The 26,398-nt window shown below is 34.1% G+C and carries 26 protein-coding genes; 5 read left to right on the top strand and 21 right to left on the bottom strand.

Annotation, left to right across the window (positions count from 1 at the left end; all coding sequences use genetic code 11):
- Positions 1 to 202: 202 nt before the first annotated feature.
- The 4 genes from EV144_RS23650 to EV144_RS23665 all read right to left on the bottom strand — a co-directional run bounded on the left by EV144_RS23650 (position 203) and on the right by EV144_RS23665 (position 3,254).
- Positions 203 to 961 carry a methyltransferase domain-containing protein gene (locus EV144_RS23650; protein WP_134151605.1) on the bottom strand — a complete coding sequence of 253 codons (759 nt, stop codon included), beginning with the start codon at positions 959 to 961 and terminating at the stop codon, positions 203 to 205.
- A 95-nt stretch (positions 962 to 1,056) separates the two neighbouring features.
- A complete protein-coding gene (locus EV144_RS23655) occupies positions 1,057 to 2,472 on the bottom strand; it encodes a WG repeat-containing protein (RefSeq protein WP_134151606.1) in 1,416 nt (471 codons plus the stop codon).
- 51 nt (positions 2,473 to 2,523) lie between these two features.
- Positions 2,524 to 2,868 (bottom strand): hypothetical protein, encoded by a 345-nt coding sequence (locus EV144_RS23660; RefSeq protein WP_134151607.1) that lies wholly within the window; start codon positions 2,866 to 2,868, stop codon positions 2,524 to 2,526.
- Positions 2,869 to 2,903: 35 nt separating this feature from the next.
- Positions 2,904 to 3,254, bottom strand: a complete 351-nt coding sequence (locus EV144_RS23665) for a hypothetical protein (RefSeq protein WP_134151608.1) — start codon at positions 3,252 to 3,254, stop codon at positions 2,904 to 2,906.
- Positions 3,255 to 3,488: 234 nt separating this feature from the next.
- Between EV144_RS23665 and EV144_RS23670 the strand changes: the two genes are divergently transcribed.
- Complete coding sequence (locus tag EV144_RS23670; protein WP_134151609.1) at positions 3,489 to 4,904, top strand: APC family permease; 1,416 nt, start codon at positions 3,489 to 3,491, stop codon at positions 4,902 to 4,904.
- Positions 4,905 to 5,146: 242 nt separating this feature from the next.
- On the opposite strand, the gene EV144_RS23675 is transcribed toward EV144_RS23670, so the two are convergent.
- From EV144_RS23675 to EV144_RS23690, 4 genes are all read right to left on the bottom strand, one after another.
- The gene (locus tag EV144_RS23675) at positions 5,147 to 5,605 is read right to left on the bottom strand and encodes a DUF1810 domain-containing protein (RefSeq protein WP_134151610.1); all 459 of its coding nucleotides are present in this window, start codon (positions 5,603 to 5,605) and stop codon (positions 5,147 to 5,149) included.
- 169 nt (positions 5,606 to 5,774) lie between these two features.
- The gene (locus EV144_RS23680) at positions 5,775 to 6,398 is read right to left on the bottom strand and encodes an alpha-ketoglutarate-dependent dioxygenase AlkB family protein (protein WP_134151611.1); all 624 of its coding nucleotides are present in this window, start codon (positions 6,396 to 6,398) and stop codon (positions 5,775 to 5,777) included.
- Positions 6,399 to 6,461: 63 nt separating this feature from the next.
- A complete protein-coding gene (locus EV144_RS23685; RefSeq protein WP_134151612.1) occupies positions 6,462 to 7,721 on the bottom strand; it encodes a Y-family DNA polymerase in 1,260 nt (419 codons plus the stop codon).
- Positions 7,722 to 7,822: 101 nt separating this feature from the next.
- Positions 7,823 to 8,272: a LexA family protein gene (locus EV144_RS23690; RefSeq protein ID WP_134151613.1), complete on the bottom strand. Its 450-nt coding sequence runs from the start codon at positions 8,270 to 8,272 to the stop codon at positions 7,823 to 7,825.
- A gap of 98 nt (positions 8,273 to 8,370) precedes the next feature.
- On the opposite strand from EV144_RS23690, the gene EV144_RS23695 reads away from it, so the two are divergent.
- Positions 8,371 to 9,144 carry an XRE family transcriptional regulator gene (locus tag EV144_RS23695; RefSeq protein WP_134151614.1) on the top strand — a complete coding sequence of 258 codons (774 nt, stop codon included), beginning with the start codon at positions 8,371 to 8,373 and terminating at the stop codon, positions 9,142 to 9,144.
- 10 nt (positions 9,145 to 9,154) lie between these two features.
- On the opposite strand, the gene EV144_RS23700 is transcribed toward EV144_RS23695, so the two are convergent.
- From EV144_RS23700 to EV144_RS23710, 3 genes are read right to left on the bottom strand one after another with little or no spacing between them, the layout of a single operon-like run.
- Positions 9,155 to 9,595 carry a DinB family protein gene (locus EV144_RS23700; RefSeq protein ID WP_134151615.1) on the bottom strand — a complete coding sequence of 147 codons (441 nt, stop codon included), beginning with the start codon at positions 9,593 to 9,595 and terminating at the stop codon, positions 9,155 to 9,157.
- A gap of 16 nt (positions 9,596 to 9,611) precedes the next feature.
- Positions 9,612 to 9,932, bottom strand: a complete 321-nt coding sequence (locus EV144_RS23705; RefSeq protein ID WP_134151616.1) for an ArsR/SmtB family transcription factor — start codon at positions 9,930 to 9,932, stop codon at positions 9,612 to 9,614.
- Positions 9,932 to 10,360, bottom strand: a complete 429-nt coding sequence (locus EV144_RS23710; RefSeq protein ID WP_134151617.1) for an SRPBCC family protein — start codon at positions 10,358 to 10,360, stop codon at positions 9,932 to 9,934. The genes EV144_RS23705 and EV144_RS23710 overlap by 1 nt, the downstream gene beginning before the upstream one ends.
- 132 nt (positions 10,361 to 10,492) lie before the next feature.
- Between EV144_RS23710 and EV144_RS23715 the strand changes: the two genes are divergently transcribed.
- Positions 10,493 to 10,942, top strand: coding sequence for a GNAT family N-acetyltransferase (locus tag EV144_RS23715; RefSeq protein ID WP_134151618.1), 450 nt, complete (start codon positions 10,493 to 10,495; stop codon positions 10,940 to 10,942).
- Here EV144_RS23715 and EV144_RS23720 read toward each other — a convergent pair.
- From EV144_RS23720 to EV144_RS23765, 10 genes are all read right to left on the bottom strand, one after another.
- Entirely contained in the window at positions 10,939 to 11,703 is a 765-nt protein-coding gene (locus EV144_RS23720; RefSeq protein ID WP_134151619.1) for a phosphatase PAP2 family protein, read from the bottom strand. The two genes, EV144_RS23715 and EV144_RS23720, sit on opposite strands and share 4 nt — an antisense overlap.
- Positions 11,704 to 11,916: 213 nt before the next feature.
- Entirely contained in the window at positions 11,917 to 13,635 is a 1,719-nt protein-coding gene (locus tag EV144_RS23725; RefSeq protein ID WP_134151620.1) for a sensor histidine kinase, read from the bottom strand.
- Positions 13,636 to 13,815: 180 nt separating this feature from the next.
- Positions 13,816 to 14,943 (bottom strand): sensor protein KdpD, encoded by a 1,128-nt coding sequence (locus EV144_RS23730; protein WP_134151621.1) that lies wholly within the window; start codon positions 14,941 to 14,943, stop codon positions 13,816 to 13,818.
- 220 nt (positions 14,944 to 15,163) lie between these two features.
- Positions 15,164 to 16,240, bottom strand: coding sequence for a porin (locus tag EV144_RS23735; protein WP_134151622.1), 1,077 nt, complete (start codon positions 16,238 to 16,240; stop codon positions 15,164 to 15,166).
- 414 nt (positions 16,241 to 16,654) lie between these two features.
- Positions 16,655 to 17,206 (bottom strand): K(+)-transporting ATPase subunit C, encoded by a 552-nt coding sequence (locus EV144_RS23740; protein ID WP_134151623.1) that lies wholly within the window; start codon positions 17,204 to 17,206, stop codon positions 16,655 to 16,657.
- A 159-nt stretch (positions 17,207 to 17,365) separates the two neighbouring features.
- Positions 17,366 to 19,423, bottom strand: coding sequence for a potassium-transporting ATPase subunit KdpB (gene kdpB / locus EV144_RS23745; protein WP_134151624.1), 2,058 nt, complete (start codon positions 19,421 to 19,423; stop codon positions 17,366 to 17,368).
- 18 nt (positions 19,424 to 19,441) lie between these two features.
- On the bottom strand, positions 19,442 to 21,163 hold the full coding sequence (kdpA, locus tag EV144_RS23750; RefSeq protein ID WP_134151625.1) for a potassium-transporting ATPase subunit KdpA: 1,722 nt from the start codon (positions 21,161 to 21,163) through the stop codon (positions 19,442 to 19,444).
- 56 nt (positions 21,164 to 21,219) lie between these two features.
- A complete protein-coding gene (kdpF, locus tag EV144_RS23755; RefSeq protein WP_111376125.1) occupies positions 21,220 to 21,297 on the bottom strand; it encodes a K(+)-transporting ATPase subunit F in 78 nt (25 codons plus the stop codon).
- A 133-nt stretch (positions 21,298 to 21,430) separates the two neighbouring features.
- On the bottom strand, positions 21,431 to 21,712 hold the full coding sequence (locus EV144_RS23760) for a hypothetical protein (protein WP_134151626.1): 282 nt from the start codon (positions 21,710 to 21,712) through the stop codon (positions 21,431 to 21,433).
- A 283-nt stretch (positions 21,713 to 21,995) separates the two neighbouring features.
- Positions 21,996 to 23,333: a sigma-54-dependent transcriptional regulator gene (locus tag EV144_RS23765; RefSeq protein ID WP_134151627.1), complete on the bottom strand. Its 1,338-nt coding sequence runs from the start codon at positions 23,331 to 23,333 to the stop codon at positions 21,996 to 21,998.
- Between the two features lie 151 nt (positions 23,334 to 23,484).
- Here EV144_RS23765 and EV144_RS23770 point away from each other — a divergent pair, with 151 nt between their 5' ends.
- Together EV144_RS23770 and EV144_RS23775 are read left to right on the top strand one after the other, a co-directional pair.
- Positions 23,485 to 24,711 carry a polysaccharide deacetylase family protein gene (locus tag EV144_RS23770; protein WP_134151628.1) on the top strand — a complete coding sequence of 409 codons (1,227 nt, stop codon included), beginning with the start codon at positions 23,485 to 23,487 and terminating at the stop codon, positions 24,709 to 24,711.
- Positions 24,712 to 24,809: 98 nt separating this feature from the next.
- On the top strand, positions 24,810 to 25,820 hold the full coding sequence (locus EV144_RS23775) for an LLM class flavin-dependent oxidoreductase (protein WP_134151629.1): 1,011 nt from the start codon (positions 24,810 to 24,812) through the stop codon (positions 25,818 to 25,820).
- The last annotated feature ends 578 nt before the right edge of the window (positions 25,821 to 26,398 follow it).

Raw genomic sequence — 26,398 nt, forward strand, 5'->3', positions numbered from 1 at the left:
AATTGCAAATCAATTATTTAAGCTTTGTTGTTTTTGTTTTAGATAGACTGGTTTTAATTTTTAGCATATGTTTTTTATAAAAACAGAAAAAAAACTACATCTGAGATCAATGTGAGTTTTTAAAAAATTATGTTAAAATTAATGCTTTTTTGTTTAACTAATCTATAGAAGTGAATAAGATGATTTTTGAGGTTGGAGATAATTAAAAAGAAGCATATAAAATCAATCGTTTAAAAGCATAGATCGATGGAACTACAGGAAAATGTTTATCAATTCTGTTCTTAAACTCAAGAGATAATTCCTGAAATTCATTCTCTTTTAAACGTTCCTGATAAACCGTGAGAGCAGAACCAGAAATAAAATCAAAAAAATCATCTTTTTTATTAGAAATAAGCGGATATACTTTTTCATATAAAACCAGATCTTTTCCTCCATTATCAAAAAGAATTTTGGCATATTCGTCTAAAGTAAGAACAGGAGAAGGCCGAGTCCAATTCTTTAGATAAGAAGCATATGGTTCTTCCTGAACCAAATTAAAAAGTATTTTGTTTAATACATTTTCGTTTTGCTGAGGCATTTGTACAACGAGCTGACCTCCGGGATTAATACGGGATATTATTTTAGTAAAGAGTTCATTATGATCATCAATCCATTGCAAGGCAGCGTTAGAAAATATCAAATCCCATTTAGTATCTTCTTTCAGTTGATCTGTGATCGATAATTGCTTGAACTTTAGATTTTCCTGATCTGAGATTTTTGCCAGCATTTCTGGCGAAGAATCGATGCCTAATATAATGGGATCTGTAAGGAGCTGAGTCAGCTTTTGTGTAAGTTCGCCTGTGCCGCATCCTAAGTCAATAACCTTTAGATTGGGTTTATCAATAATATGACTCGTAAGATCTGCAAAAGGTTTAAAACGATCTTCTTTAAATTGATTGTATTTGTGAGGATCCCAAGTCATAATTATGGTTTTAGATGAAAATAAGAATTCTTATTCTTATAAAATTAAGCTATCTAATTTAAAAGACTCTTGGTTTTAAAATATAATTAGTAAACTTATTTTAATTTATAAGCTCTTTTTTCACCAATTACTTTCCCTTCAATATCATATGCCGAAAGCGGATATTTGCCGTCAACTTCTTCTTTAATAACAATTCTATCATTTTCATAATAAGATGTACTTATATAAAGATCTGAAAAATAAGAATTTAAATCTCTGTCATACATAGTTACACTTTCTCTATAATTGCCGTTTTTCTTTTCGTAGATAAAGAAGAAATCTTTAGAGCAGTTATCTTTGTTTAAAGTAAAAGGATAACACCTTACATCGGTTGGATATGCAAGAACTATTTTATTTTTTTCAACGTCAAAAATCCAGGAAGATTGGTTGTAAATCGTACACATGGCAAGATTGTCAGTTAATTTTTTAATATCACGAGGATCTTCTTCAGGCATTTTTACCATTTCGTTTTTCACAATGTTATATAGAAATGCATTTCTATCTTTCTCTAAAATCCAGAAACTATTATTAAAAGGCGTTGCTTTGTCAGGATTAACCCCTTTTTGAAAAACCATCTTTTTGTTTTTTACATCATAGTAATTTCGGGTATAAGTTTTAACATCATAAATGCCGTAGATATATAAATTGCCATTATCTCTAAAAGCATCATCAATCCTTTCAAAAGAAAATGGAGCGAGTTCTTTATTAGTTTTAAAATCAACTATTGTGGACAAATTATTTTTATAGACAACATGACCAATAGTATCTCCATATTTAATTAATAACTTTTTGTCGATTTTATCGTATTCAAAAGGAATAATAGTTTTCCCAGATGTAATATTTACGACACCATAATGATTTTCGTCCTTACTGCAGATAATATTGTCATTAACAACATACAGATAATTGATTTCGCCCGGAGTTGGAATTGTAAATAAGGAACTATAATCTACTTTATACTTAAAATTTTCTTTAAGGAGAGGATTTCCGTTTGCATCTATTACTTGTAAATCATTACCTGTAAACGCAACAGCTTGACCTTTAGAGTTAAAACCGTTTATGTGATTGTAAGTAGGAGGAATAATGATTTTTCCGTCAGTATTGATCAATCCAATTTTTCCATCTGGTCCCTGAAGATTGTATAAATTAGAATATTTATCATAATTTTTTCCAAATTGAAAAATAATTTTATAACCATTTAGTTCTGTTTCCTTTATTATATTTCCTTCTAGATCTATTATCTTGAGGTCTTTAACTCCGGCAAGATAACCACCTCCACCATCACTTGGGCCAACTATGCGGTTTCCTGCAATAAAAAGTAATTGCTGAGAAGGCTCTGAAACGTATTCAAACTTTCTTTTAAGCTTCTTTATTTGTTTCTCATTATTTTGCTGCGCAAAACTTAAAAGAGAGGTTAAAGAAATTAAAGCAGTAAAAAATATTTTTTTAGACAAAGTAATTTTTCTGATCATAGTTTAGTGAAAAATGAATTGTTTTTTGATTGGGATTTCTTCTTACCCCGTCTAGCGTTTTAAAATTAAAGGCAAAGAATGTCCCATTTGTTTAAAAGTTCCGGTAATAACTTGATTTTTGTCAAGAACACCTTCATATTCTATCGTTAGATTTTTTACACTAAATTTTAGAGTTGAATTTTCAAATGTTGTTTCGGTAACAGGAATTCCTAATGCTTTTTGATCAATACTGTCCAAAATTGCACTTAGTCCGTTGTCAGTTTTTGTTATGTGTAATACAAGATGAAGTTCTGCTCCTGGAACTTGTAGACTTCCTTTCCAATCACCTGTAACATCCTGCGCAAAGGTATTTAGCGCAGCAAAAAAGAAGAAAAATAACAAAGTGATTTTTTTCATGGTTTTTGATTTTTAGAATGAAATTTTAAGTAAAGTTAAGAGGAATACTTTATTACACCTTTAAAAAACTGAATCCCGCCAAATACAATAGCGCCCCAAAATATAAAACCAATATGGGAAAGCGTTAAAATAGTACCGCCAACACACCATAATGCGCCATAAAGCATATCTTTTTTAGCCTGCCCTTGTGTAGCTTCATATTCTGCTTCCTGTATTTGAAGTTCTAATTTCTCAACAAGTGTTGAAGCCAATTCTGTACTTAATCCTTGTTCGATAAGTGCATTTTTAGTTTCGTATCCCGATTTTCTTTGGTTTAAAAGAAGATTTGCAGCAAAATTGTAATGTTGATTCATCAATTCCTGCGATTCAATAGTAGTGATTTCCATGCTGGTTAATTTTGGTTTTGGTTAGTTTTTGGTTGTTTGATTGAGATTGAAACCTTATATTTTTGATTTTCAAATATAAAGGGTTGGAATTTTATATTGTTACGGGAAGACGTAAAGACCAAAATTTTAATTTTATATTATAAAGAATCAATCAAATAATAATCTAAAATCTACCGTCTAAATTCTAAAATTTCTAAAAAAAGTATATCTTTAACCAACCCAAAACCAAAAAATATGCAAGAAAACAACCATGAACCTGAACATTTTAAAAGAGAACTAGGATTATTAGACGGAACCATGCTTGTGGTAGGGTCTATGATCGGTTCTGGAATATTTATCGTAAGTGCCGATATTGCCCGACAAGTTGGCTCAGCTGCATGGCTGACACTTATTTGGCTCGTTTCAGGATTAATTACAATTATCGCTGCGGTGAGTTATGGCGAATTAAGCGCCATGTTTCCAAAAGCCGGCGGACAATACGTATATCTAAAAGAAGCGTATAATAAGCTAATTGCCTTTTTGTATGGCTGGAGTTTTTTTGCGGTTATTCAGACCGGAACAATTGCCGCCGTTGGGGTAGCGTTCTCTAAATTTGCTGCCTATCTTTATGAGCCTTTTAGCGATGAAAATATATTGTATGAGTTAGGTTCTTTTAAACTCAATGCAGCACAGCTGGTTTCTATTTTTACTATTATTTTACTAACGTATGTGAATAGCCGTGGTGTGAAAAATGGAAAAATTCTGCAAACGGTTCTTACCATTATCAAAATTTTATCCCTGCTTGGTTTAATCGTTTTTGGATTAACGCTCGCTGCTAAAGCTTCGGTTTGGAATGCAAATTGGGCTGATGCCTGGACTCCTCACTCTTATAATGCCGATACTGCTTCTTGGCTGCCAATTAGCGGAAAGGCTTTGATAACAGGAATTTCTGCAGCAATGGTTGGATCTTTATTTTCAAGCGATGCCTGGAACGGTGTTACTTTTATTGCAGGCGAAATTAAAAATCCAAAACATAATGTTGGTCTGAGTTTGTTTCTTGGAACTTTTATTGTGACGATTATTTATGTTTTGACAAATTTGATGTATTTGGCTGTGATTCCTATGGATGAAATTGCAACTGCAAAATCTGATCGTGTGGCGGTTGTAGCTTCGCAATATATTTTTGGAGATATCGGAACTTTGATTATCGCAATCATGATTATGATTTCGACTTTTGCCTGCAATAACGGATTAATTATGGCTGGAGCAAGAGTGTATTATACAATGGCAAATGATGGTTTGTTCTTCAAAAAAGCAGCCGTTTTAAACGAATCTAGTGTTCCTGCATGGGCACTTTGGGCGCAATGTATCTGGGCTTCGGCTTTATGTCTTACCGGAAAGTATGGAGATTTATTAGATTTTGTAATTATCATTGTTTTGATTTTTTACATTTTAACGATCTACGGAATTTTTATCCTACGCAAGAAAATGCCAGATGTAGAGAGACCGTATAAAGCCTTCGGATATCCATTTTTACCAATGCTGTACATTATAATCGCAACAGCAGTTTGTATCTCTTTATTATTTACAAAATTTTCAACTTGTGGTTGGGGTGTTTTAATAATGCTGGCCGGAATTCCGGTTTATTATTTAACGAAACCGAAGTCATAATTTTGTTTCGGGTTTCAAGTTTCAAATTGAAACTTTGCGATTCTGCGACTTTACGAGAGAGTAAAAAATATAAAAAGCCTTCTTTTATAGAAGGCTTTTTAATTTAATATATAATAACTAAAATAAATCCGCTCAATCTGCAAAATCTGCGTGCTAAAAACAATCTGCAAATCATAAAAAAAAACGATACCACTTAAAAAAGTAATATCGTTTTAATTAAATCAAATTAAAGTTGAAGTAAATTAAACCGCTTCAGACTCAACAGAAGATTTTATTGAATTAATAATAGACATAGTAAGCGGATCTAATTCGCCAGAGAAAAAAGCATCCAATACATTTTGAAATATAGGATTAGTATTTTCTACCAAGAAAAACAGCGTCATACAAGAACGTAATTTACGAGCATCTAAATCTCCTAAAATAGCCTCGGCAGATTTTCTGTTAAAGGTTAATAAAAGTTCTGAAATTTCAATAAGATGCTTTCCTAATATCGGATGCTCCAGAAATTCAGCAGCTTCTTTAAGATCGTTAATGGCGTAATAATTTGCAGTATCGCTCGTGCCCAATCCTTTAATCTGCGGAAAAATAAACCACATCCAGTGCGTTTCTTTTTTTCCTTTATTAATTTCAGAAAGAGCAGTAAGATAAAGTTTGTTCTGCGCATCTAAAAAACGCATTAAATCATTGTTTGAATAAGCCATTTTGGTATTGTGTATATATAAAAAAAGGTTGCAAAATTACTAAAAAATTTGGGTTTGCCTATTAAAAGGTTCATTCAGTGCGTGTTTTAACTTTTGAAGCAAGGAATCTCTTACGCTTTATTTTAGTGTAAAATCCACTTTTATCATTTTTGTAAAACTTTAATAATCATTACTTTAGGTCTGTAGTTCTAAAAGTAAGATTAATGCGCGGGAGAACATTTCGTGCCGTTTTTGGAACTTGATGCTGCCAAAAGCTATTCGTAGTTCCTGCCATTAATAAGAAAGATCCATGATGAAGCGGAATCTCAATTTGACCAATATCTTTCCTAAATTTATGACGCAGCTTGAACATTCTGGTTTCACCAAAAGTAACCGAAGCAATAATTGGATCTTTACCCGAATTGTTTTCCTTGTCGCTGTGCCAGCCCACGCCATCTTTGCCGTTTCGGTACAAATTTAGAAGCAGACTATTAAAATCAATTTGAGTTTCTTTCTCTACACGACTTCTAATAGTTAGTAATTCATAAGTCCAATTCGGACCGTTTTGATCGGCTCCCACATTATCTTTATCTTCATACCAGGAAATCATTCTGGGTACGGTAACCGTTTTATCAAAAATTTCCATTTCATGTTCTCTCCATTTGGTTTGATGAAGCAGTTTTTCATAATAATAATCCGATTCCTCTTTCGTGAAAAAGTTGTCAATCAGAATAAGTTCAGTATCTGGAAGATCAAATATTTTTTTTCCTCCAAGTCCGGTGGTAAATAGTTCGGTATCGCTAAATAGTGTCATAAGTCTTTTTTTAGGTTGTAATAGCTAATAGCAAAAAAGAGAGTGAATTAATAATTAGAATATTTAAACTTTAATTGTGATTACATCTTTAAGTGAAGTAGAAAATTTTGGAGACAATCTGTTTTGTTTCATTTTCCATTGCCGTCCCAAAGACTGAACTCCGAATTTAATTTTATTCTCGCCATAACTCCGATTCATCTTGTCAATAACACGCATCAAAGGTTGATGTTTTGGATTAGACGCTTCAAATAAATTGAGCTGCGTTTCAGTATTCGGCGTTAAACCCATTACAATTACGCCTGCTTTTTTGTAACGATAACCCGCTTTAAAAATAGCTTTGAAACCTTGTTGAGCAGCCTGATTAAGTTCTATTGTAGAATTAGTTGGAAAATCGGTATTGATGGTAATACTTCTGGAATATTGCGATTCTTTACCTCCAACAAAATCAGTTTGAATAAATACAGTAACCATATTACAATGACAATTTTGGTTGCGTAATTTTTCGGCACAAGACGCTGTAAACGTGCTGATACGTTCTGAAATCTGCTCAAATGAAGTATATCTTTTTTCAAAAGAACGTGTCGTTGCAATCATTTTTCGGTCTTTTGCTTCTTCCAGATCTAAAGTTGGTTTACCCTCTAAATCATGTTTTAACCGAAGTCCCACAACAGCCATTTCTTTTCGTACCCACGCATCAGGAAGCTGGGTAAATTGATACGCAGTGGTTATATTTTTTAATTTTAAACGTTTGGCATGTTTCCTTCCAATACCCCAAACATCTTCAATTTTAGTCCATTTTAAAGCTTTAATTCTTTTTTCTTCAGAATCAATGCAATAAACGCCTTGTGTGCGATCAAAAAATTTGCGTGCAATTTTATTAGCCGCTTTAGCCAGTGCTTTAGTAGGAGCAAAGCCAATACTAACCGGAATTCCAGTTCCTCGCGTTACTTCTTTTCGCATTTTTAAGCCAAGCTCATTCAAGTCAAATAATTCGTAACCAGAAAATTTCAGGAAAGCCTCGTCGATACTGTAAATTTCGATTTCCGAAGTATAAGTTCGAAGTAAATTCATTACTCGATTACTCATATCCCCATAAAGCGGATAATTAGAAGAATAAACAAAAATATTTTTCTCCTTAAAAATGGCCTCATATTTAAAAGCAGGAATAGCCATCGGAATGCCTAACGCTTTGGCTTCATCAGAGCGCGAAATAACACAACCATCATTATTAGAGAGAATTACTATAGGTTTTCCTCTTAAATGCGGTTCAAATACCCTTTGGCAAGAAGCATAAAAATTGTTACAATCAACTAAAGCAAACATTTTAAATTATATTATTTATTTTATTTCTGTTGTCCCTGAGCGAAGTCGAAGGGTACTCCAATTGTCACGTGATCTTCGACTTCGCTCAGACTGACATATATTTAAAAAGATTTAATACTGTGTATTACAATTCCCCAAATCAAAAAATTATTTTCGGGAGTAACTTTTATAGGTTTATAATCTTCATTTTCGGCGATAAGCCAAATAATATCCTTTTCTATTTTAATGCGTTTTACAGTAAATTCCCCATCAATCTGGCAAACAGCGATTTTGTTATTTTGAGGCTCCAGACCTTTGTCTATAATTAATAAATCGCCATCATGAATTCCAACATTTTTCATTGAATGTCCTTTCACTTTCGCAAAATAAGTAGTATCCTTATTTTTAATGAATTCTTTATTTAGGTCAATCGTCAATTCGAGAAAATCATCAGCAGGAGAAGGAAATCCCGCACTGATACCCACATCAAAAAACGGTACTTCTATTTTAGAACTATCATCCGGAAGATAAAAATCCATAGCTTTTGTTACACCTGCATCGCTCATTTTCATAACTATAGTAAAATTTTATTTTTTACATTTAGACAAAATTAGTACAGATTATAACAAGAATAACTATATTTGCTGTTCCAAATTATAACAAATTAATTATGTCCTTATTTTCAGACAACATCAGAGCATTAAGGGTTAAGCATAAAATATCTCAGGAGAAATTAGCTGAAAACCTTAGCATTACCAGAGGAAGATACGTGAAATACGAAGACGGAACTTCGGAAGCACCGTATGACATTTTAAAGAAGATTGCATTATATTTTCATATGAGTATCGACTTGATATTATCGGTCGATATTCGCAAAATTGATGTGCAAAATTTGATAAAACTGGAAGGTAACCGACTTATTCTGCCGATACAAGTGGATAGTTTTGGAGAAAATTTTATTGAAATTGTCTCTCAAAGAGCAAAAGCAGGTTACTTAAACGGTTATGCCGATCCGGAATATATTGAGAGTTTACAGCAGATTACGCTTCCGTTTTTAGGCCCTGGAAAACACCGCGGATTTCCTGTTGAAGGAGATTCGATGCCGCCACACGAAGACGGCTCGATTATTATTGGCCGTTACGTAGAAAAATTGGGAGAAGTTATGGATGGTAAAACGTATATCCTGATTACCAAAAATGAAGGAATGGTCTACAAACGTCTCAATAAAAACAAAAAGAACGCTTTGGTTTTAGAATCGGATAATAGCTTTTATCCGAATTATGAAGTGAAAGCTTCTGATATTTTGGAAATTTGGGAATATGAATGCAACATCGGCCGTTCAGACAAAAAACAAGAATTGTCTGAAACCGGAGCGATGAAAGATTTACTTTTAGAATTGAAACGTGAGGTTAGAGAGATTAAGAATAATACGTCGAATACATAGTTTTTGAAGACTAATTCCCTTTTACAAGAGCCGATGCAATTTGTCCGCAATGATGAGAATTGTGAAAAAGAATTATTGAAAATAATCTGATTCTCTGAATTGCTCCAAAAAATGGCGCTTCAATTTCTTCTAACCAATCAGTATCAGCAGAATTTTGAATAGCTTCTTCGAGCATTGTATAACTTTGTTCGATAAGTTGATGACTTGTCTGAAGATCATAATTTTTTCCTGTGTCCGATTGTCCGATAGTGGTGTTTTCAACATTGGTTTCAAATCCGAAAGACTGACCTAATATATTGGCAGTTTCACCAATATGTTGGTAGATAAATCCAACCGAAGCTGTTTTTTCGGTCAGTCTAAAGTGAATATTTTCTTCATTTATATGTTTAAAAGTAGCGTGACAACCTTTGCGATTTTGGTCTAAAAGGCTCAGTAAGATTTCTTTTTGCATGATTTTAATTTTTGAATTAATCTTTTTTTCTGTTTAAAATAGTTTCCAGTTTGCTGAGTTTGTTTTCCCAAAACTGATCAAAATGACTGATAAGCGCTTTCACATCATTAAAACCTTTTTGGTTTAAAATACAATGACGTTCCCGTCCGATTTCCTGAATTGAAATAAAGCCCGCTTGCTGTAAAATTTTTATATGTTTGGAAACAGCAGGACGGCTCATATCAAAATTTTCAGCCAGAGCATTTATGTTATGCGACTCTTTAGTAAGTAATTGCAAAATCTGCCTGCGACTCGGATCTGCAATTACTTGTAAAGCATCAAGATTTGGTATTGACATTATTTTTCATTTAACAAATTACCTATTTTTTCCAGTTTTTTCATCCAGCCATCCGTCATTGAATCGAAGATTGCAATATTTGCTTCTTTAAATCCAGTATGAAGAAGGTGAAGTTCGGTGCCGTTATCTTTCTTTTCCAATGTCCATTCTACAATGGTATCCATTATGATTTCATTATTTTCAGATTTGCCCATCCAGCTGTAAATCAATTTTTGGGATGGAATAATTTCTAATACTTTACAGTGAAAAATTCCATCAAGATTTAAACTCGGAACCGGATTTATGCGAAATGTAAAATCATGACCTAAAACAGGTTTAAAATCATTTGGCATAAGCCAAAGTGCAATTAAATCTGGATCTGTGAGATAAAGCCAGACTTCTTCGGGAGATTGGCTGTAAAACCATTTTTGTTTAATTTCTGTTTTCATATTTAAGTAACTTTAAGGTTACGTAAATATATATGTAACTTTTAAATTACGCAAGTAATTCGTATTTTTTTTTATATTAATAATTTTAAAGAGAAGTATTTAACTTTGTCGGAATTAAATATTCAAAAGAAAATGAACATCCAAAAAGCCAAACCAGAAGATCATATTCGTTTAACGGAAATCACAAAAAAGTCAAAAGCATTTTGGGGATATTCTGAAGAACAAATTTTAGCTTGGGATATTCAACTCACAATTACTTCAGCTTATATCCAAAATAATCCTGTCTTTAATTTAGTTGAAGACAATAAAATTATGGGTTATTACTCCTATATAATAGAAGAAAATAATCAAGTGAAATTAGACAACTTATTTCTTCTGCCGGAATATATTGGAAAAGGTCTTGGTATTTATTTAATGAATGATTTTCTGCAAAGAATGCGAAATGAAAAATGCAAAAAAATCATTTTAGATTCTGAACCAAACACAGAACAATTTTATCAAAAACTTGGATTCAAAAAAGTTGGCGAATTTGAAACCTCAATAAAAAATAGATTTATGCCGATTATGGAAATGAATCTTTAAAAAACCTTCACAAAACTCAATCCATATTGCTGACCATTATAAAAAGGAGCAACCATCGAAGTTGATTTATTTTCAGAAGAAGATTTAAAAAGTTTTTTGGTAATATACGGCTGCATCCAATAGGCGATTTTGGTACTCATAATCCCGATTCCGGCTCCGGCTGCAACGTCGGTTAACCAGTGACGATTGTTGTAAATTCTGAAAAGTCCGGTTCCGGTTGCTACGGCATAACCAGCAATTCCGTACCAAATGGATTTGTCTTTGTATTCCTGCCATAAAAACTCTGCGCCGGCAAAAGCAGTTGCCGTATGTCCGGACGGAAAAGAATTATTAGAACTTCCGTCTGGTCTTTCTTCATGAACTATCGACTTTAAGCTTAAAACAGTTGAAGCCATAATAACATACGAAGTCACAAATATGACAGATCGGTCTCGCAGATTATTTTTTCCTTTTACGCCAAAAGCATTTAAGGCGTAAACCGATGCTGCAGGTGCGTATTGAGAGAAATCATCAATAGTGATTTTCTCGTCAATATCTTCGGTAACCTCTTTTGTAATCTGAGAATTAAAACTCAAAAGCTGATCACTTTCTAAACCAATTACGCCGTAACCAATTAACACAGATGGAATAATTAATTGCTTGTAATTGAATTTTAAATGATGTGAAGAAGTACTGTCAATTTTTGTAATAGAATCATTTTGCTGTGCATTTGCAGAAAATAATCCGAATAGAAATAGCAGAGCAATCGTTTTGTAAAACATTTTCGTTGTCGTTATATATTGCAAAGATAACGAGCGATTTACCAAACTATTTTTGACTTAATTCAACCTTAAGCGAATATTAATTGATTCAATATCAATGACAATATCAATGACAAATTTCAATTAAAAAATGCAACTGTCACCCTGAGCGGAGTCGAAGGGCGCTCCAATTGGCAGGTGGTCTTCGACTTCGCTCAGACAGACAATAGTTATTTAAACCTTCAAAGCAAACCAAAAAGTACTTCCCAATCCCAAATTACTTTCTACGCCAACACTTCCATTTTGGGCTTCGATAAATTCTTTACTGATTGCCAATCCCAATCCCGTTCCTGATTTTGGACTTCCAGGAATCTGAAAATATTTATCAAAAACTTTGTCTTTGTATCGCGGTTCGATTCCTTTTCCGGTATCAATAACCTGAAAAACGATCTGATTATTTTCTTCTTTTAATTTAATGAGAATTGTACTTTTTTCAGACGAATACCGAATCGCATTTGATAAATAATTAATTAAAACCCAACCAGTTTTTTCACTGTCAGCTTTTACATCTTTTAGGTTTTCATCGGCATCAATAATTAACTGAATCTGTTTTTGATCTGCTTGTACTTTTACCGCTTCAACGGCATAATTTGCAATCGTGTACGGATTGCTTTTTTCGATATTCAACTGAATATTTCCCGTTTCTAATTGTGAAAGATTCAGTAATTCGCCTGTAATTTTTAATAACCGCTGACTATCGTCTTTTATACTTTCAACCAATTGTTTTTGGTCGTCGTTCATATCGCCGGTTTTGGCATTTTCAAGTAATTGTAAACTTAATTTTATAGAAGCAATAGGCGTTTTTAATTCGTGCGAAACTGTTGCAATAAAATTGGTTTTAGCAAAATCCAGTTCTTTAAACAAAGTAATATTGCGAAGAATAATCACATCGCCAATATTAATTTCTTTTTCCTCGCCTGTTGGTGTTATGGTAATATTGATAGTTTCTTTTTCGAAATAACTTTCCTTAGCATTAGCAAAAATTTTCAAAGGTTGTTTTTTCTGATTTTCATTAGTTTCTTTCAAAATCAAAGAACGTATCAAATCATTAGAAACAGAAAGGTTAGAAGCCGATTTCCCAATAATGTCTTCAGATTTCAAACCGATAATTTTCAAAGCTTCATCATTCGCAAACAAGACAATCCCTTCATTGTCCAAACCAATAATCGGATCGTTCATATTATTAATGAGCGTTTCCAGCCGTTTTTTCTCAAAAAGAAGTTTATAAACATTACTGTCATGATATTCTTCGAGTTTCTGCGCCATTGTATTAAATGATTTTGCCAAATCGCCAAATTCGCTATGACTCGTAAAATGAACACGTTCCGAATAATTTTTATTCGCAATTTCCTTTATACTTAAAGTCAATTCCTTAATTGGATTCGCAATATTATTCGGCAGATTTACCAATAAATTAAAAGCAATCAAAAAACACAAACTTCCCACAATCGCGATCGATAAGTTGGCCGTTTCTGCCGAATGTTTTGCAATGTCGCTTTTCTGTTTTATGGCATCCAGATTCAATTTCATAATCGCAAAAATATCCTGACGAATCTGTGCTTTTAAACTTTCATCAGCATTGTTTTTTTCTAAAAGAGCAAAACTAGCCATCAATTTTTCAGTAGCCTGTTTTTCGCCTGGCTCGGTAATATTCAGAGTTTGTTTTTTGAGGTTTTCTTCAAAATTCAGAATCGTTTCTTTAGATCCTAATTTGATTTCATCCAAAGTAGAAATCATATTTCGCGAATACTCCAGTGTATTATAATTTGATTTCAAAATATTCTCAGTATCCTGCTTGATCAAAAAAACAGAATAAGCGCTTACCAGCGAAAGGATGATAATCATCAAAAACAATAATCCGACACCCAGATTCAATTTGGTTTTAATTCTCATTTTATAAAACATTTAATTTTTTTTTTTGAACCATATAAGTTATATAAGGAAATATTAGATTCAAACCGATACAAAACTTTGTGTCTTTGTGCCTTCGTAGCAAACAAAAACTTTGCGTTTAAACTTTCAACACTCCTAACTTTAAATGAACTTATATAACTTATATGGTTTAAAAACTTTTCAAGACAAAATAACAAGATCGACGTTTGATAAAGACAGTTTGTTTAGCAGACGTCTGAAAATTGTTGTAGACAAAATTACTTTAAATAAATTCAAATGCGGTTTTCCGATACAGACAGTTGTAATTTGTTTTTCTTCTGTAATTTTCAAAATCGCATCGGCAATATTTTCATTTTCCAATTTAATGACTTCAGCGCCCAATTGAACGGCGAGTTTAAAATTATTAATTAAATGTCGTTGTTTGTCGAGTGCAATTCTCGTACTACTTTCTTTTGGCGTTTCAACATACAAAACATACCAGATTCCGTTATAATAACTTGCCAGACGCGAGGCTTTTCTAATTACAATTTTAGCCGTTTTATCATTACTGCTTATGCACGCTAATAATTTTTCATGTCGTAAAGCATGGAGTTGCTGAACTTCATTTTCGACTTTTCTCACGACCTGACTTGCTACTTCTTTCAAAGCCAATTCACGCAATTGCAGAATTTGTTCCGATTTAAAAAAGTTAGTCAAAGCCGTCTGAATTTTATCCTGCGTATAAATTTTTCCTTCTTTCAAACGTGCAATCAAATCTTCCGAAGTCAAATCGATATTTACCACTTCATCTGCAATTCTCAGAACATTATCTGGAATTCGTTCCTGAACATCAATTCCCGTAATGCGTTTTACACTCGAATTCAAACTTTCAATATGCTGAATATTAACCGCAGAAATTACATTAATTCCCGCTTCAAGAATCTCCAAAACATCTTGCCAACGTTTTTCGTTTTTGCTTCCTTCAATATTCGTATGTGCCAATTCGTCTACAATAACCACTTCGGGACGTAAATTTATAATGGACTGAACGTCCAGTTCTTCAAGTTCCTTCCCTTTATAAAAAATAGTCCGCCTCGGAATAAGAGGTAAACCAGTTAATAATTCATGCGTTTCTTTCCGACGATGCGTTTCGATATAACCGATTTTCACATCGATTCCGTTTTTCAACAACGAATGCGCTTCCTGCAACATACGAAAAGTTTTCCCCACACCGGCACTCATTCCAATGTAGATTTTAAATTTTCCTTTCCGTGATTTCTGAATTAAATCGAGAAAGTGTTGTGCGTTATTTTCGTTTTCCTTTTTCATAGATTTTGCCACGAAGGCACTAAGACACTAAGTTTTTTTTAATAGAAATCTGTAAAATCAGCCAAATCTGCGTGAGTAAAAAATCTCGCAAAGACGCTAAGGCGTAAAGTTTTTGTTTCACGCAGATTCTACAGATTTAAGCAGATATTCGCAGATTATTTATAAAAAAAATCAATTAAATCTGCTCTAATCTTTTTAAATCTGCGTGAAACAATTTTTTCTAAAAGCTAATCGCCAATGATGTCGTTACAAAAGTGTTCGTATTTGTTGGCAGATTATTTTTCGTAAAAATTTCATCTTTGCTCGAAAGATTTCTGGCTTCGATTCTAAACATAACATTATCAGAAACTAAGTAATCAAAGTTAGCTGAAAATCCGTAAGTTTTAAATCCGTTTGGCGTTTCTGTTGCGATGATAACACCTTTTTCGTCGCTGTAATATTCACCACGCGCCCCAAGCTGAATTTTATCTGTTGGTTTGTATTGTAAAACCAAAATTGGCGAAAACCAAGTATCGTATTTATTACTGTTTTTAACCGATTGCTGAGAACCAATGTCAAAACCAGCCGTTAGATTTGTTTTTTCACTAAGCTTAAATTGCCCATAAAAGTCATTAAAATAACGCCATTTTTTGTCAATATCAGGTTGTTCATTTCCCGCATAAGTACTCCAGTTCAACGTCACATTATCCGAAGGTTTAAAAGTAACCTGCGTTCCAAAAGCCGGAGTCTGATTGCCTTCTACTTTCTGAATTCTCTGCCAGCCATTCAAATACATTCCCGCCAAATACCATTTTCCGGATTCAGAAGTATAGCCAATTTTTACGCCCGCTTCATAATAAGGTGAATTTTCAGCAAGAATACTTCGCGTAAGTGTTGCACAATCTTTTCCAATCGCGCTTTCAAAACCAATATGCGAAGGCATAATTCCGGCATCAATCCATAAATTATGGTTTTTCGAAATCTTTACGCCAACATTTGCTTCATAAACATTTTTCAATAAACCCTGTTCTGCCGACATATTATATTCGGCATAAGTTCCCGCCATCAAAGCAAAATTTCCGCGAATATTCTCTTTCGAATAATTCACTTTTGCCATTCCGAGGTTGAGGTTTACTTCATTACTTTTATTATAACTGTAAAAAAATCCCGGACGCGTATGATTTTCCGGTTTTGCAAAATCATAACTGTAATAAACATCAACATAACCCGAAAATGTAAACGGACTTTTAGATTCTTCTTGTGCGTGTAAATTGCTAAAACCAAAAGCGATTAAAGCTGTAAGTATTATTTTTTTCATATGTCATTGCGAGGAACGAAGCAATCTCGTTCTCTTAATTAAATTAATTATTAGTAGATTTTTTAGGAGCTAATCCCGCTATCCGCTACAATCTTTTGTGCCGAACCCCGGCACAAAAGGATTTCCACTACTATCGGGGCTAGGACATTCGGGGTAAAAAGGCGTTCTCGTTCCTGCAATCCCGAAGTTTCGGGACAAAACCTTGTAGGTATTATTTATAAGTTCAGTTTTCGATTACAATTGCGTTTTGTTTGTCATTTCGACGAAGGAGAAATCTCCACAAGAAGCTCCACACAGTAATTCGCCAATCTTTGCAGAGTTACTTTCGGAGATTTCTCCTTCGTCGAAATGACAAACTACACAGTAACTGCGTTATATTAGGAAACTTAGAATCTTAGTAACTTAGAAACTTCTCTAGCGAAGCTGATCAAGCGCAATATTCAATTCCAAAACATTAACAGTTTCAGGGCCAACAACGGCAGTGTTAATTTTAGATTCTACCAAAGTCTTTACTTTCGTTTCATCCAATTTTCTTTCTTTAGCCACACGTTTCACCTGAATCAAAGCGCCTTGCGGAGAAATATTCGGATCCAATCCGCTTCCTGAAGCCGTTACCATATCAGACGGAATCTCTGATTTTTTCAAATAAGGATGAACCAATAATAAAGTGTCAATTCGTTTCTGCACCAAAGCCAAATATTCAGCATTGCTCGGACCTTTGTTACTTCCCGCACTTCCGGCCGCATTGTAATCAACAGCCGAAGGTCTTCCCCAGAAATAATTAGATTTGTCGAATTTCTGTCCGATTTTTTGGTATCCGATCACTTTTCCGTTTACCGAAATAGTTTCGCCTTTTCCTTGATTGGGAGCAACTTGTGCAATTCCATAAATTGCAAGAGGATAAATAACTGCAAACAGAATTAAAGTGCAAACAGTAAGTTTTATTATAGAAAATATATTTTTCATTTTTTTTAAGATTCTAAGGAACTGAATTGCTAAGGTTCTAAGTTTTCTTCTCAGAACTTAGCAATTCAGAACCGATGTTTTTTATTGAGTTTTGATAGATTCTTGTTTTTACGATTCTAAGAAAACCTTAGTCTCTTAGAATCTTAGCAACTCAGAACCTTAAATAAAAAGTGCTACAACTAAATCAATTAATTTGATTCCGATAAAAGGAACAATCAAACCACCAAGTCCATAAATCAAAAGATTTCTTTTCAAAATAGCACTCGCTCCAATCGGACGATATTCAACACCTTTCAGTGCAAGCGGAATCAAAATCGGAATGATAATCGCATTAAAAATCACAGCCGATAAAATCGCACTTTCCGGACTGTGCAAATGCATAATATTCAAACCTTGCAATGCCGGAATCGCAGTAATAAAAAGTGCGGGAACAATTGCAAAATATTTGGCAACGTCATTCGCGATTGAAAAAGTTGTTAATGTTCCACGAGTCATTAAAAGCTGTTTTCCAATTTCGACAATCTCAATAAGTTTTGTTGGATCATTATCTAAATCCACCATATTTCCAGCTTCTTTGGCAGCTTGAGTACCGCTGTTCATCGCAACACCAACATTGGCTTGGGCGAGGGCAGGAGCGTCGTTTGTTCCGTCGCCCATCATGGCAACCAGACGACCTTCGGCTTGTTCTTTACGGATATAATTCATTTTATCCTCAGGTTTCGCTTCGGCAATAAAATCATCAACTCCGGCTGCTTCTGCAATAAATTTTGCCGTAAGCGGATTATCCCCAGTAACCATAACTGTTTTAATTCCCATTCGGCGTAGGCGCTCAAAACGTTCCTTCATTCCGGTTTTAATGATGTCCTGCAATTCGATAACACCTTGAATCTGATTGTTTTTAAGTACAACCAATGGCGTTCCTCCGTTAGAAGAAATGGCAATAACTTGTTGTGCAGTATCTTCTGGGAAATGGTTTCCAGCTTGTTCTGCAATTTTCTTTGCTGCATCCTGCGCGCCTTTTCTAATATTTGTACCGTCTTTTAAAATAACGCCTGATGTTCTGGTTTCCGCAGTAAATTTTATGGTTTCAGAAATAGTATCTTGAAAAGTTAAAATATCAGATTGCATTTTTCCATTCAAATCTATCCCTTTACTAAGTTCAATAATACTTTTTCCTTCGGGCGTATCATCGGCAAGAGAACTTAATACGGCCGATTTCACAAAATCATCAAAAGCAATTCCTTTCGTTGGATAAAAATTGGTTGCTTTTCTGTTTCCAATCGTGATGGTTCCAGTTTTGTCCAAAAGCAAAACGTCAATATCTCCGGCAGTTTCTACCGCTTTACCAGATTTTGTAATTACGTTGGCGCGTAAAGCTCTGTCCATTCCCGCAATTCCAATCGCAGAAAGTAAACCTCCAATTGTGGTTGGAATCAAACAAACGAAAAGTGAAATAAAAGCAGCAATTGTAATAGGAGCGTTGGCATAATCTGCAAACGGTTTTAGCGTTACGCAGACAATCACGAAAATTAAAGTAAAAGCTGCTAAAAGAATAGTCAATGCAATTTCGTTTGGCGTTTTCTGACGGCTCGCACCTTCAACCAAAGCAATCATTTTGTCCAGAAAACTTTCTCCCGGTTCTGATGTTACGATAACTTTTATTTTGTCTGAAAGTACTTTTGTTCCGCCAGTTACAGAAGATTTATCTCCGCCAGCTTCACGAATTACCGGTGCACTTTCTCCGGTAATGGCACTTTCATCAATTGTTGCCAAACCTTCAATAATTTCACCATCGGCTGCAATTAAATCTCCTGCTTCGCAAATAAAAGTATCTCCTTTTTTTAAGTCAGAAGAACTGATGTTTTTGATTTCTCCGTTCGCTAGGATTAATCTTGCAGGAGTTTCTTCGCGCGTTTTTCTTAAACTATCTGCTTGTGCTTTTCCTCTGGCTTCGGCAATAGCTTCGGCAAAATTGGCAAATAGAAGTGTAGCGAATAAAATTAAAAAAACAATTAAGTTGTAAATAAAACTGCCCTGATCGTTTGCGCCCATTAGAATGGAAACACAAACCGCAAACATAATCGCAGTTCCTATTTCTACGGTAAACATTACCGGATTTTTAATCATTGTTTTTGGATTCAGCTTTACAAAAGACTGCATAAATGCAATTTTTACCTGCTTACTTTCAAACAATGATGTGGATTTATTAGTTGTCATTTTTCTGTATGTAAAATGTTATTTTAAAGTGAAGTATTCGGCGAGAGGTCCAAGAGCAAGCGCCGGAAAGAAAGATAAAGCTGCAATAATGGCGATTACAGCAAAAACCATTATCCCAAAAATGGACGTATCTGTTTTTAAAGTTCCCGCACTTTCCGGAATGTATTTTTTATTAGCCAATAAACCTGCAATCGCTAATGGCCCAATTATCGGGATAAAACGGCTTAACAATAAAACAATTCCAGTAGTGATATTCCAAAAAGGATTATTATCTCCTAAACCTTCAAAACCAGAACCATTGTTGGCTGCGCTCGAAGTGTATTCGTATAACATTTCAGAAAATCCATGATTTCCTGGATTGTTGAGCCAAGCTGTTGCATTTCCGTTAAACCAATATCCCATTGCGGTATCATGTGCAGCAAAATAAGAAGCCAAAGCGGTTCCTGATAATATTAACAAAGGATGAAGAATGGCGATGAAAGCAGCAATTTTAACTTCCCGTGCTTCGATTTTCTTTCCTAAAAATTCAGGAGTTCGACCAACCATTAAACCAGAAATAAATACTGCCAGAATAATAAAGATGTAAAAGTTGAGGTAACCAACGCCACAGCCGCCATAAAAAGCATTTACCATCATAGCCAATAACTGCATAGCGCCAGAAACCGGCATAGAACTATCGTGCATACTGTTTACAGAACCTGTTGAAATCACAGTGGTAGCAATACTCCAAAAACCTGAAATCGCTGGACCAAAACGGACTTCTTTTCCTTCCATTGCTCCGGTTGTTTGTGCGATTCCCATTTTTGTAATGGCTGGATTTCCGTTCAGTTCGCTTGAAATTGTTGGAATTACAAGAAGTAAAAATCCAATCGTCATTACGCCAAAAATGATATAAGAAAATTTTCTTTTGTTTAAGAAAAATCCAAGCGCAAAAATCATAGCAAACGGAACAATCATTTGCGCCCAAAGTTCAACAGCATTAGTTAAATAAGTTGGATTTTCTAACGGATGTGCCGAATTGGCTCCAAAAAAACCACCGCCATTTGTACCTATATGTTTAATCGCAATAAAAGCAGCTGCAGGTCCGCGGGAAACTTCTACTTTATCACCTTGTAAAGTGGTAATGGCATCTTTTCCTTCAAAAGTCATTGGCGTTCCGCTGAAAACCAAAACTATTGCAACTATTGCAGAAAGGGGTAATAAAATACGAGTGCAGCTTTTAATGAAATTGTTGTAGAAATTTCCAAGTTTATCGGTCGTTCTTTCTTTCATTGCCGTAAAAACCATTACGGCAGCTGCAATTCCGACTCCGGCAGATACAAATTGCAGAAACATTAAAAGCATTTGAGATAAATAGGAAACACCACTTTCGCCAGAATAATGTTGTAAGTCACAGTTAACTAGAAACGAAATAGCAGTATTAAACGCCAAATCTGGAGACATAGACGGATTGTTATCCGGATTCAAAAACAACGAACCCTGAAACATCAGAACAAAAAAGCAAAGAAAGAACCAAACCATATTGATGCTTAAAAGTGCTTTAAGATGTTGTTTCCAGTTCATTTCTTCAGCCGGATTTATACCGCTGATTTTAAAAATAAATTTTTCAATTGGATTGAAAATTGGGTCAAGAAGCGTTTTGTTCCCCATAAATACTTTAGCAATATATTTTCCGAATGGAATTGCTAAAACAATTGTCAGGATAAAAATACCTACGACGCCTATTAATTCTGTATTCATAATTTTGAGATTATTTTTTAAGATGTGAATGGATTTGAGAATCTGAACTTCTCAAATCAGAACTTTTCAGGTTTGATTAATACGTAAATCAAATACAAGAAAACAGCGATTGAAATAATAAATAGTGCGGTCATGATTTAGATATTTTCAAAAAATTCAACAGAGAGAAAACAAATCGCAAACAGTATAACTGCAAGCCCGAGTAAAAGAAATGTGATCATTATTATTTTAGATTTAAGATTTTAGAGTTTAGATTTTTTAAAGTTTTTATACTCCGGAAGTATTAACTTGTTTGATATATTCCGCTTTAAGCGTTTGAGGGAAAAGATGAGAAATATTACAGTGTCGCATTTCCATAAAAGAAGAAACCGAAAAGATATAGACATTAGAAATGGCATTTTTGGTTTCGATACTTCCAGATATAAATAAACGTTCGGCAAGAGCCAGGCATTTTTTAGCGCGAACGATATTACCAGAAATAATAGATTTTTTGGTAATCTCGGCAAAACGTTCAGCTTGTTTGTAGATTGAGGTAACTTGATTTTTCATTTGGATGAAATTTTAATGTTCTCTCTCCTTATGCCAAAATATGTTCCGTAAAAATGAAAATGTGTCTAAAGTGCTGTAGAATAAGAGATTATTGTTTTGTGCCAAAAATGGAGCACAAAAAAAGCCTATCAAAATGATAAGCTTTTATTAAAATGATATGATTTCTTAAGTTTCACGTTTCCTGCAAGGTTTTCAAAACCTTGTAGGTATTCTATTTAAACTATGTTATTCAAATTGTCTAAAAATTTAAACCTACAAGGTTTTGAAAACCTTGCAGGAGCAACTATAAATTATATTCATCCAATTTTCGATACAACGTCGCAATTCCAATTTCTAATAATCTTGCCGTCTCCGCTTTATTGCCTTTTGTATAATTTAAAACCTTCTGAATATGAAGTTTTTCAATACTCTGCATCGAAAAAGCGGACATTGATTTGGAAGTTTTTTCCGTTTGATGCTGCATTTCATAAGGCAAAACATCCGGCGTTAAAATACTGTCACTTAAAATAACCGAACGTTCGATAATATTTTTAAGTTCACGAATATTTCCCGGCCAGGAATAATTTTCTAATTTCTGAATAAAATCATCTGAGATTTCTAAAGTTTTCTTATTCGTTTTTTCAGAAAATTGTTTAACGAAAAAATAAACCAAAAGCGGAATATCTTTAACTCTTTCTTTAAGCGAAGGCAGTTTTATTTCGAAAATATTCAAACGAAAATATAAATCAGAACGAAAACGATGTGCTTCGCTTTCTTCTTTTAAATCTCGGTTTGTAGCGGCAATCAATCTGAAATTAGATTTTTTTGAAGTTGTATCTCCAACCGGAATATATTCGCTGGTTTCTAAAACGCGTAATAATTTAGCCTGAAGATCAATTGGCATTTCACCAATTTCGTCCAAAAACAAAGTGCCGCCATTTGCTTCTTCAATAAAACCTTTTTTATCTTTCAAAGCCCCCGTAAAAGCGCCTTGTTTATGACCGAAAAGTTCACTTTCCAAAATTTCTTTGCTAAAAGTACTGCAATTCAGAGCGACAAAAGATTTGCCGACACGATTACTGTTCTCATGAATCGCTTGCGCAAAAACCTCTTTTCCCGTTCCGGTTTCTCCAGTCAGTAAAACAGTCGAATCGGTTTTGGCAACCCTTTTTGCTAAATCAACAACTTGTTCAATTCCTTTTGATTTACCTATAATAGTATCAAATGAATATTTATCGCCAATGCGTTTTTCTAACTGCTGTACTTTTTTCTGTAATTGTACTTTTTCAACCGCTTTATAAAGGAGCGGAATAATTTTATCATTATCATCACCTTTTACGATATAATCAAAAGCACCATTTTTCATGGCTTGAACGCCGTCCGGAATATTTCCGAAAGCCGTTAGCAGAATAACTTCCGTTAATGGAAAACTTCCTTTTATATTTTGAAGAAAATCAACGCCGTTTCCGTCAGGCAATTTTACATCACACAAAACCACATCAATATCCGTTTGTTCCAATTTTTTAAAACCAGATTTTAAATCTTTCGCTTCAAAAACTTCAAAACCTTCCGATTTTACGATGCGTGCGAGCAGACTTCTTAGTTTTTCTTCGTCGTCTATAATTAAAATTTTATGTACCATTTATGGGATTGCTAAAAGCGAATGTTATTTTAAAAGTACAAATTTAGCTTTTAAATCATTTGACTTTTTGATTAAGCAGAAATTCTTCCAATATTCAGTATTACATTTTTTAAAGAGATGTATCTTTATAACCTATTAATAAATACCTCAAATGAAAAAACCACAAACCCGAATAAAAGCATTTTTATTCACAGCATTCTTTTTAACGACTATTTTCAGTTTTGCAAATCATTCAGAAATAAAATCAGATTCAGTAAAATCTACTATTATTTCATTCAAAATAAAATTAAAATCAAACGAAAAGATTACAATAAAGCCATCTTCCCTAAAATTCAACAAACATTTTGCATACAGTTTTACGCTAGATGACGGATATCGTTCGGCATATTTAACGGCTTTTCCGTTATTGAATGGAGGAAAAATAAGCGCATCCAACAATAACGAATGGAAAATCGATCAGGGAGGCGACGGGACAAACTCCAGCGGACTTTTTTATTCTGACGGTTTAGGAAATAAAATTCCGTTTAAATTAGGATTAGCAATTAACGGAGCTTCTTTAAATAACTCTCCAAAAAGAGGACACCTTTCTTGGGCAGAAACAAAAGAAATGTACAATGCCGGATGGGATATTTTAAACCACGGTTTTCATCACGCGACCAAACACGGAACAAATTATTTGACAGAAGTAACAGAAAACACAACTTCAATAAAACAAAATTTAGGTTTTACGATTTCACATTTCGTAGTCCCAGGCGGAGATGGCGATGAAAAATACTATTTAGAATATGAAAAAGACGCGCTCGATAAAGGACATTTTTCTGTAGCATCTTATTATGGAAAAGGACCAGTTTATAAAGTAAATTCAAAAATGGATTTGGATAAATTGATTTCAGCCCGAACTTTTGTGCAGAGTTCAAAAGATACAACGAGTTTTAAAACAATGGATAAATTTCTAAAAACAATAGATTCAATTGTAAAACAGCCAGATCCTGTTTGGTTTAATGAATTCACACACGGAACAGGAAATACGAATCTATGGAACCTTAGCATGCGTTTTCCAGACTTTAAATATTATATGACTACGATTGCGAATAAATACGGAGTAAAAGGAAGTGATTCTGTGTGGATGGCGCCGTGGCAGGAAGTTTACGAATATCTTTGGCTTCGTGATAGAATAAAAGTTAGTTATGAACAAATAAATAATAATGTAACGGTGAAAATTGAACTTCCTAAAATCCCAGAAAATTTTAGACATCGAGCAATTTCATTAAAAGTAGAAACTCCTTCAAAATTCGAAACCGAATCAAATTCTTCAGAATTGAAAATTTCAAGCGACGGAAAAACCAAACACTCCTTAATTAATATTCAATTAAAGTAAGCAACATTTATAGTTACAAATATTATAATTCTATTAACACTAGAAAGCAAAGTGCATCAATATAAATGAGTTAATTTTGCACCTTAGCATTATTTTATATGAAAAACCCAATTTCAGTCTCTATATTAGAACTCGCTATCATTACACAAGATAGCAACGCCCCAGAAACATTTCAAAAAACAAAAGATATCGCGCAATTGGCCGATGGTTTAGGTTATAAACGGTTTTGGCTTGCCGAACATCACAATATGGCACATGTTGCAAGTACAGCAACTGTTGTTCTTATCGGATACATCGCTAGTCAGACACAAGAAATTCGTGTAGGTTCAGGCGGAATTATGTTACCCAATCATTCTCCTTTAATAGTTGCCGAGCAATTCGGGACATTAGAAACGCTATATCCAAACAGAATCGATTTAGGATTAGGAAGAGCCCCAGGAACAGATCAGCCAACCGCCGAAGCAATTAGAAAAGATTTTTTTGAGCAAGCACAACGATTTCCTCAAAACGTAAGTAAACTTCAAGACTACTTCTCAACAGAAAACGCCACGGCAAAAGTCCGCGCTTTTCCAGCCGAAGGTGCAAATATTCCAATCTGGATACTAGGTTCAAGCATGGAAAGTGCAGCCCTCGCCGCAGCTTACGGATTACCTTATGCATTCGCCGGACATTTTGCACCACGCCAAATGATACAAGCATTCGAATTCTACAGAGGAAATTTTCAGCCTTCAGCTACTTTGCATAAACCTAAAACAATGGCTTGTGTAAACATAATAGCAGCAGACACAGATGAAGAAGCAGAATTACTCTCAACCAGTTTATACCAAATGTTTCTAAATCTAATTCGCAACGATAGAAAAGGATTGCAACCACCAGTTCCATCACTAGACGACATCATGAGCGAAGAAGAACGTTTTCACGTAAATCAAATGACAGCGTGTACCTTTACCGGAAGCCCGAAACAATTGGCAGTCGATCTACAAAAGTTTATAGACTATTCAAGAATAGACGAACTAATGGTAACAAGTCCTATATATGATCATCAAGCCAAATTAAAAAGTGTACACATAACAAAAGAAGTTATAGATTCCCTAAATCAAATACTATAATATATAAGTACAATTTCACACACCTATATATAATAGTAAAATTTCATCTACAACCCGACAGTTTTTCAAAACCTGTCGGGTTTATTTTTTTTAGTACCTTATATATAAAGAGTAAATTATTGGAATTTGTAATTTAAACAATTGGAATTTAAGAATAATAAGGAGCTTGATCCTGCTGTCCTTCCAATCTTTTGGGGGCGAACCCCGCCCCAAAAGGATTTTCCCTCCCATCAGGGCTGGGACAGTAGTTTTGGAGAGAGTCATTTGTGCTGTATTTAAAGAAAGGAGAGAGATGAAACTTAAAAGAAACATCATTTTTAAAAATAACTTTTGCGTCTCTGCGTCTTTGCGAGACTAAAAAATCCATAGAAGACAACCCTTTTTATCTTAACCTCACAACGAAAACCTAGTAAAAACGGTCTAAAACAAAGAAAACAGCATTATATTTCCAGAAAGGATAAAAAAATTGATTTTGTAAAGGGTCTGTTATCAGAGTGTTAAGGAAAGAATTAAAAAAAGATGGAAAAAATATAAAATAAAGGCTTTAAAATGTAAATAAAGGTTGTAGTTTTGCACCC

This window comes from Flavobacterium sp. 270 (assembly GCF_004368785.1).
Classification (GTDB): domain Bacteria; phylum Bacteroidota; class Bacteroidia; order Flavobacteriales; family Flavobacteriaceae; genus Flavobacterium.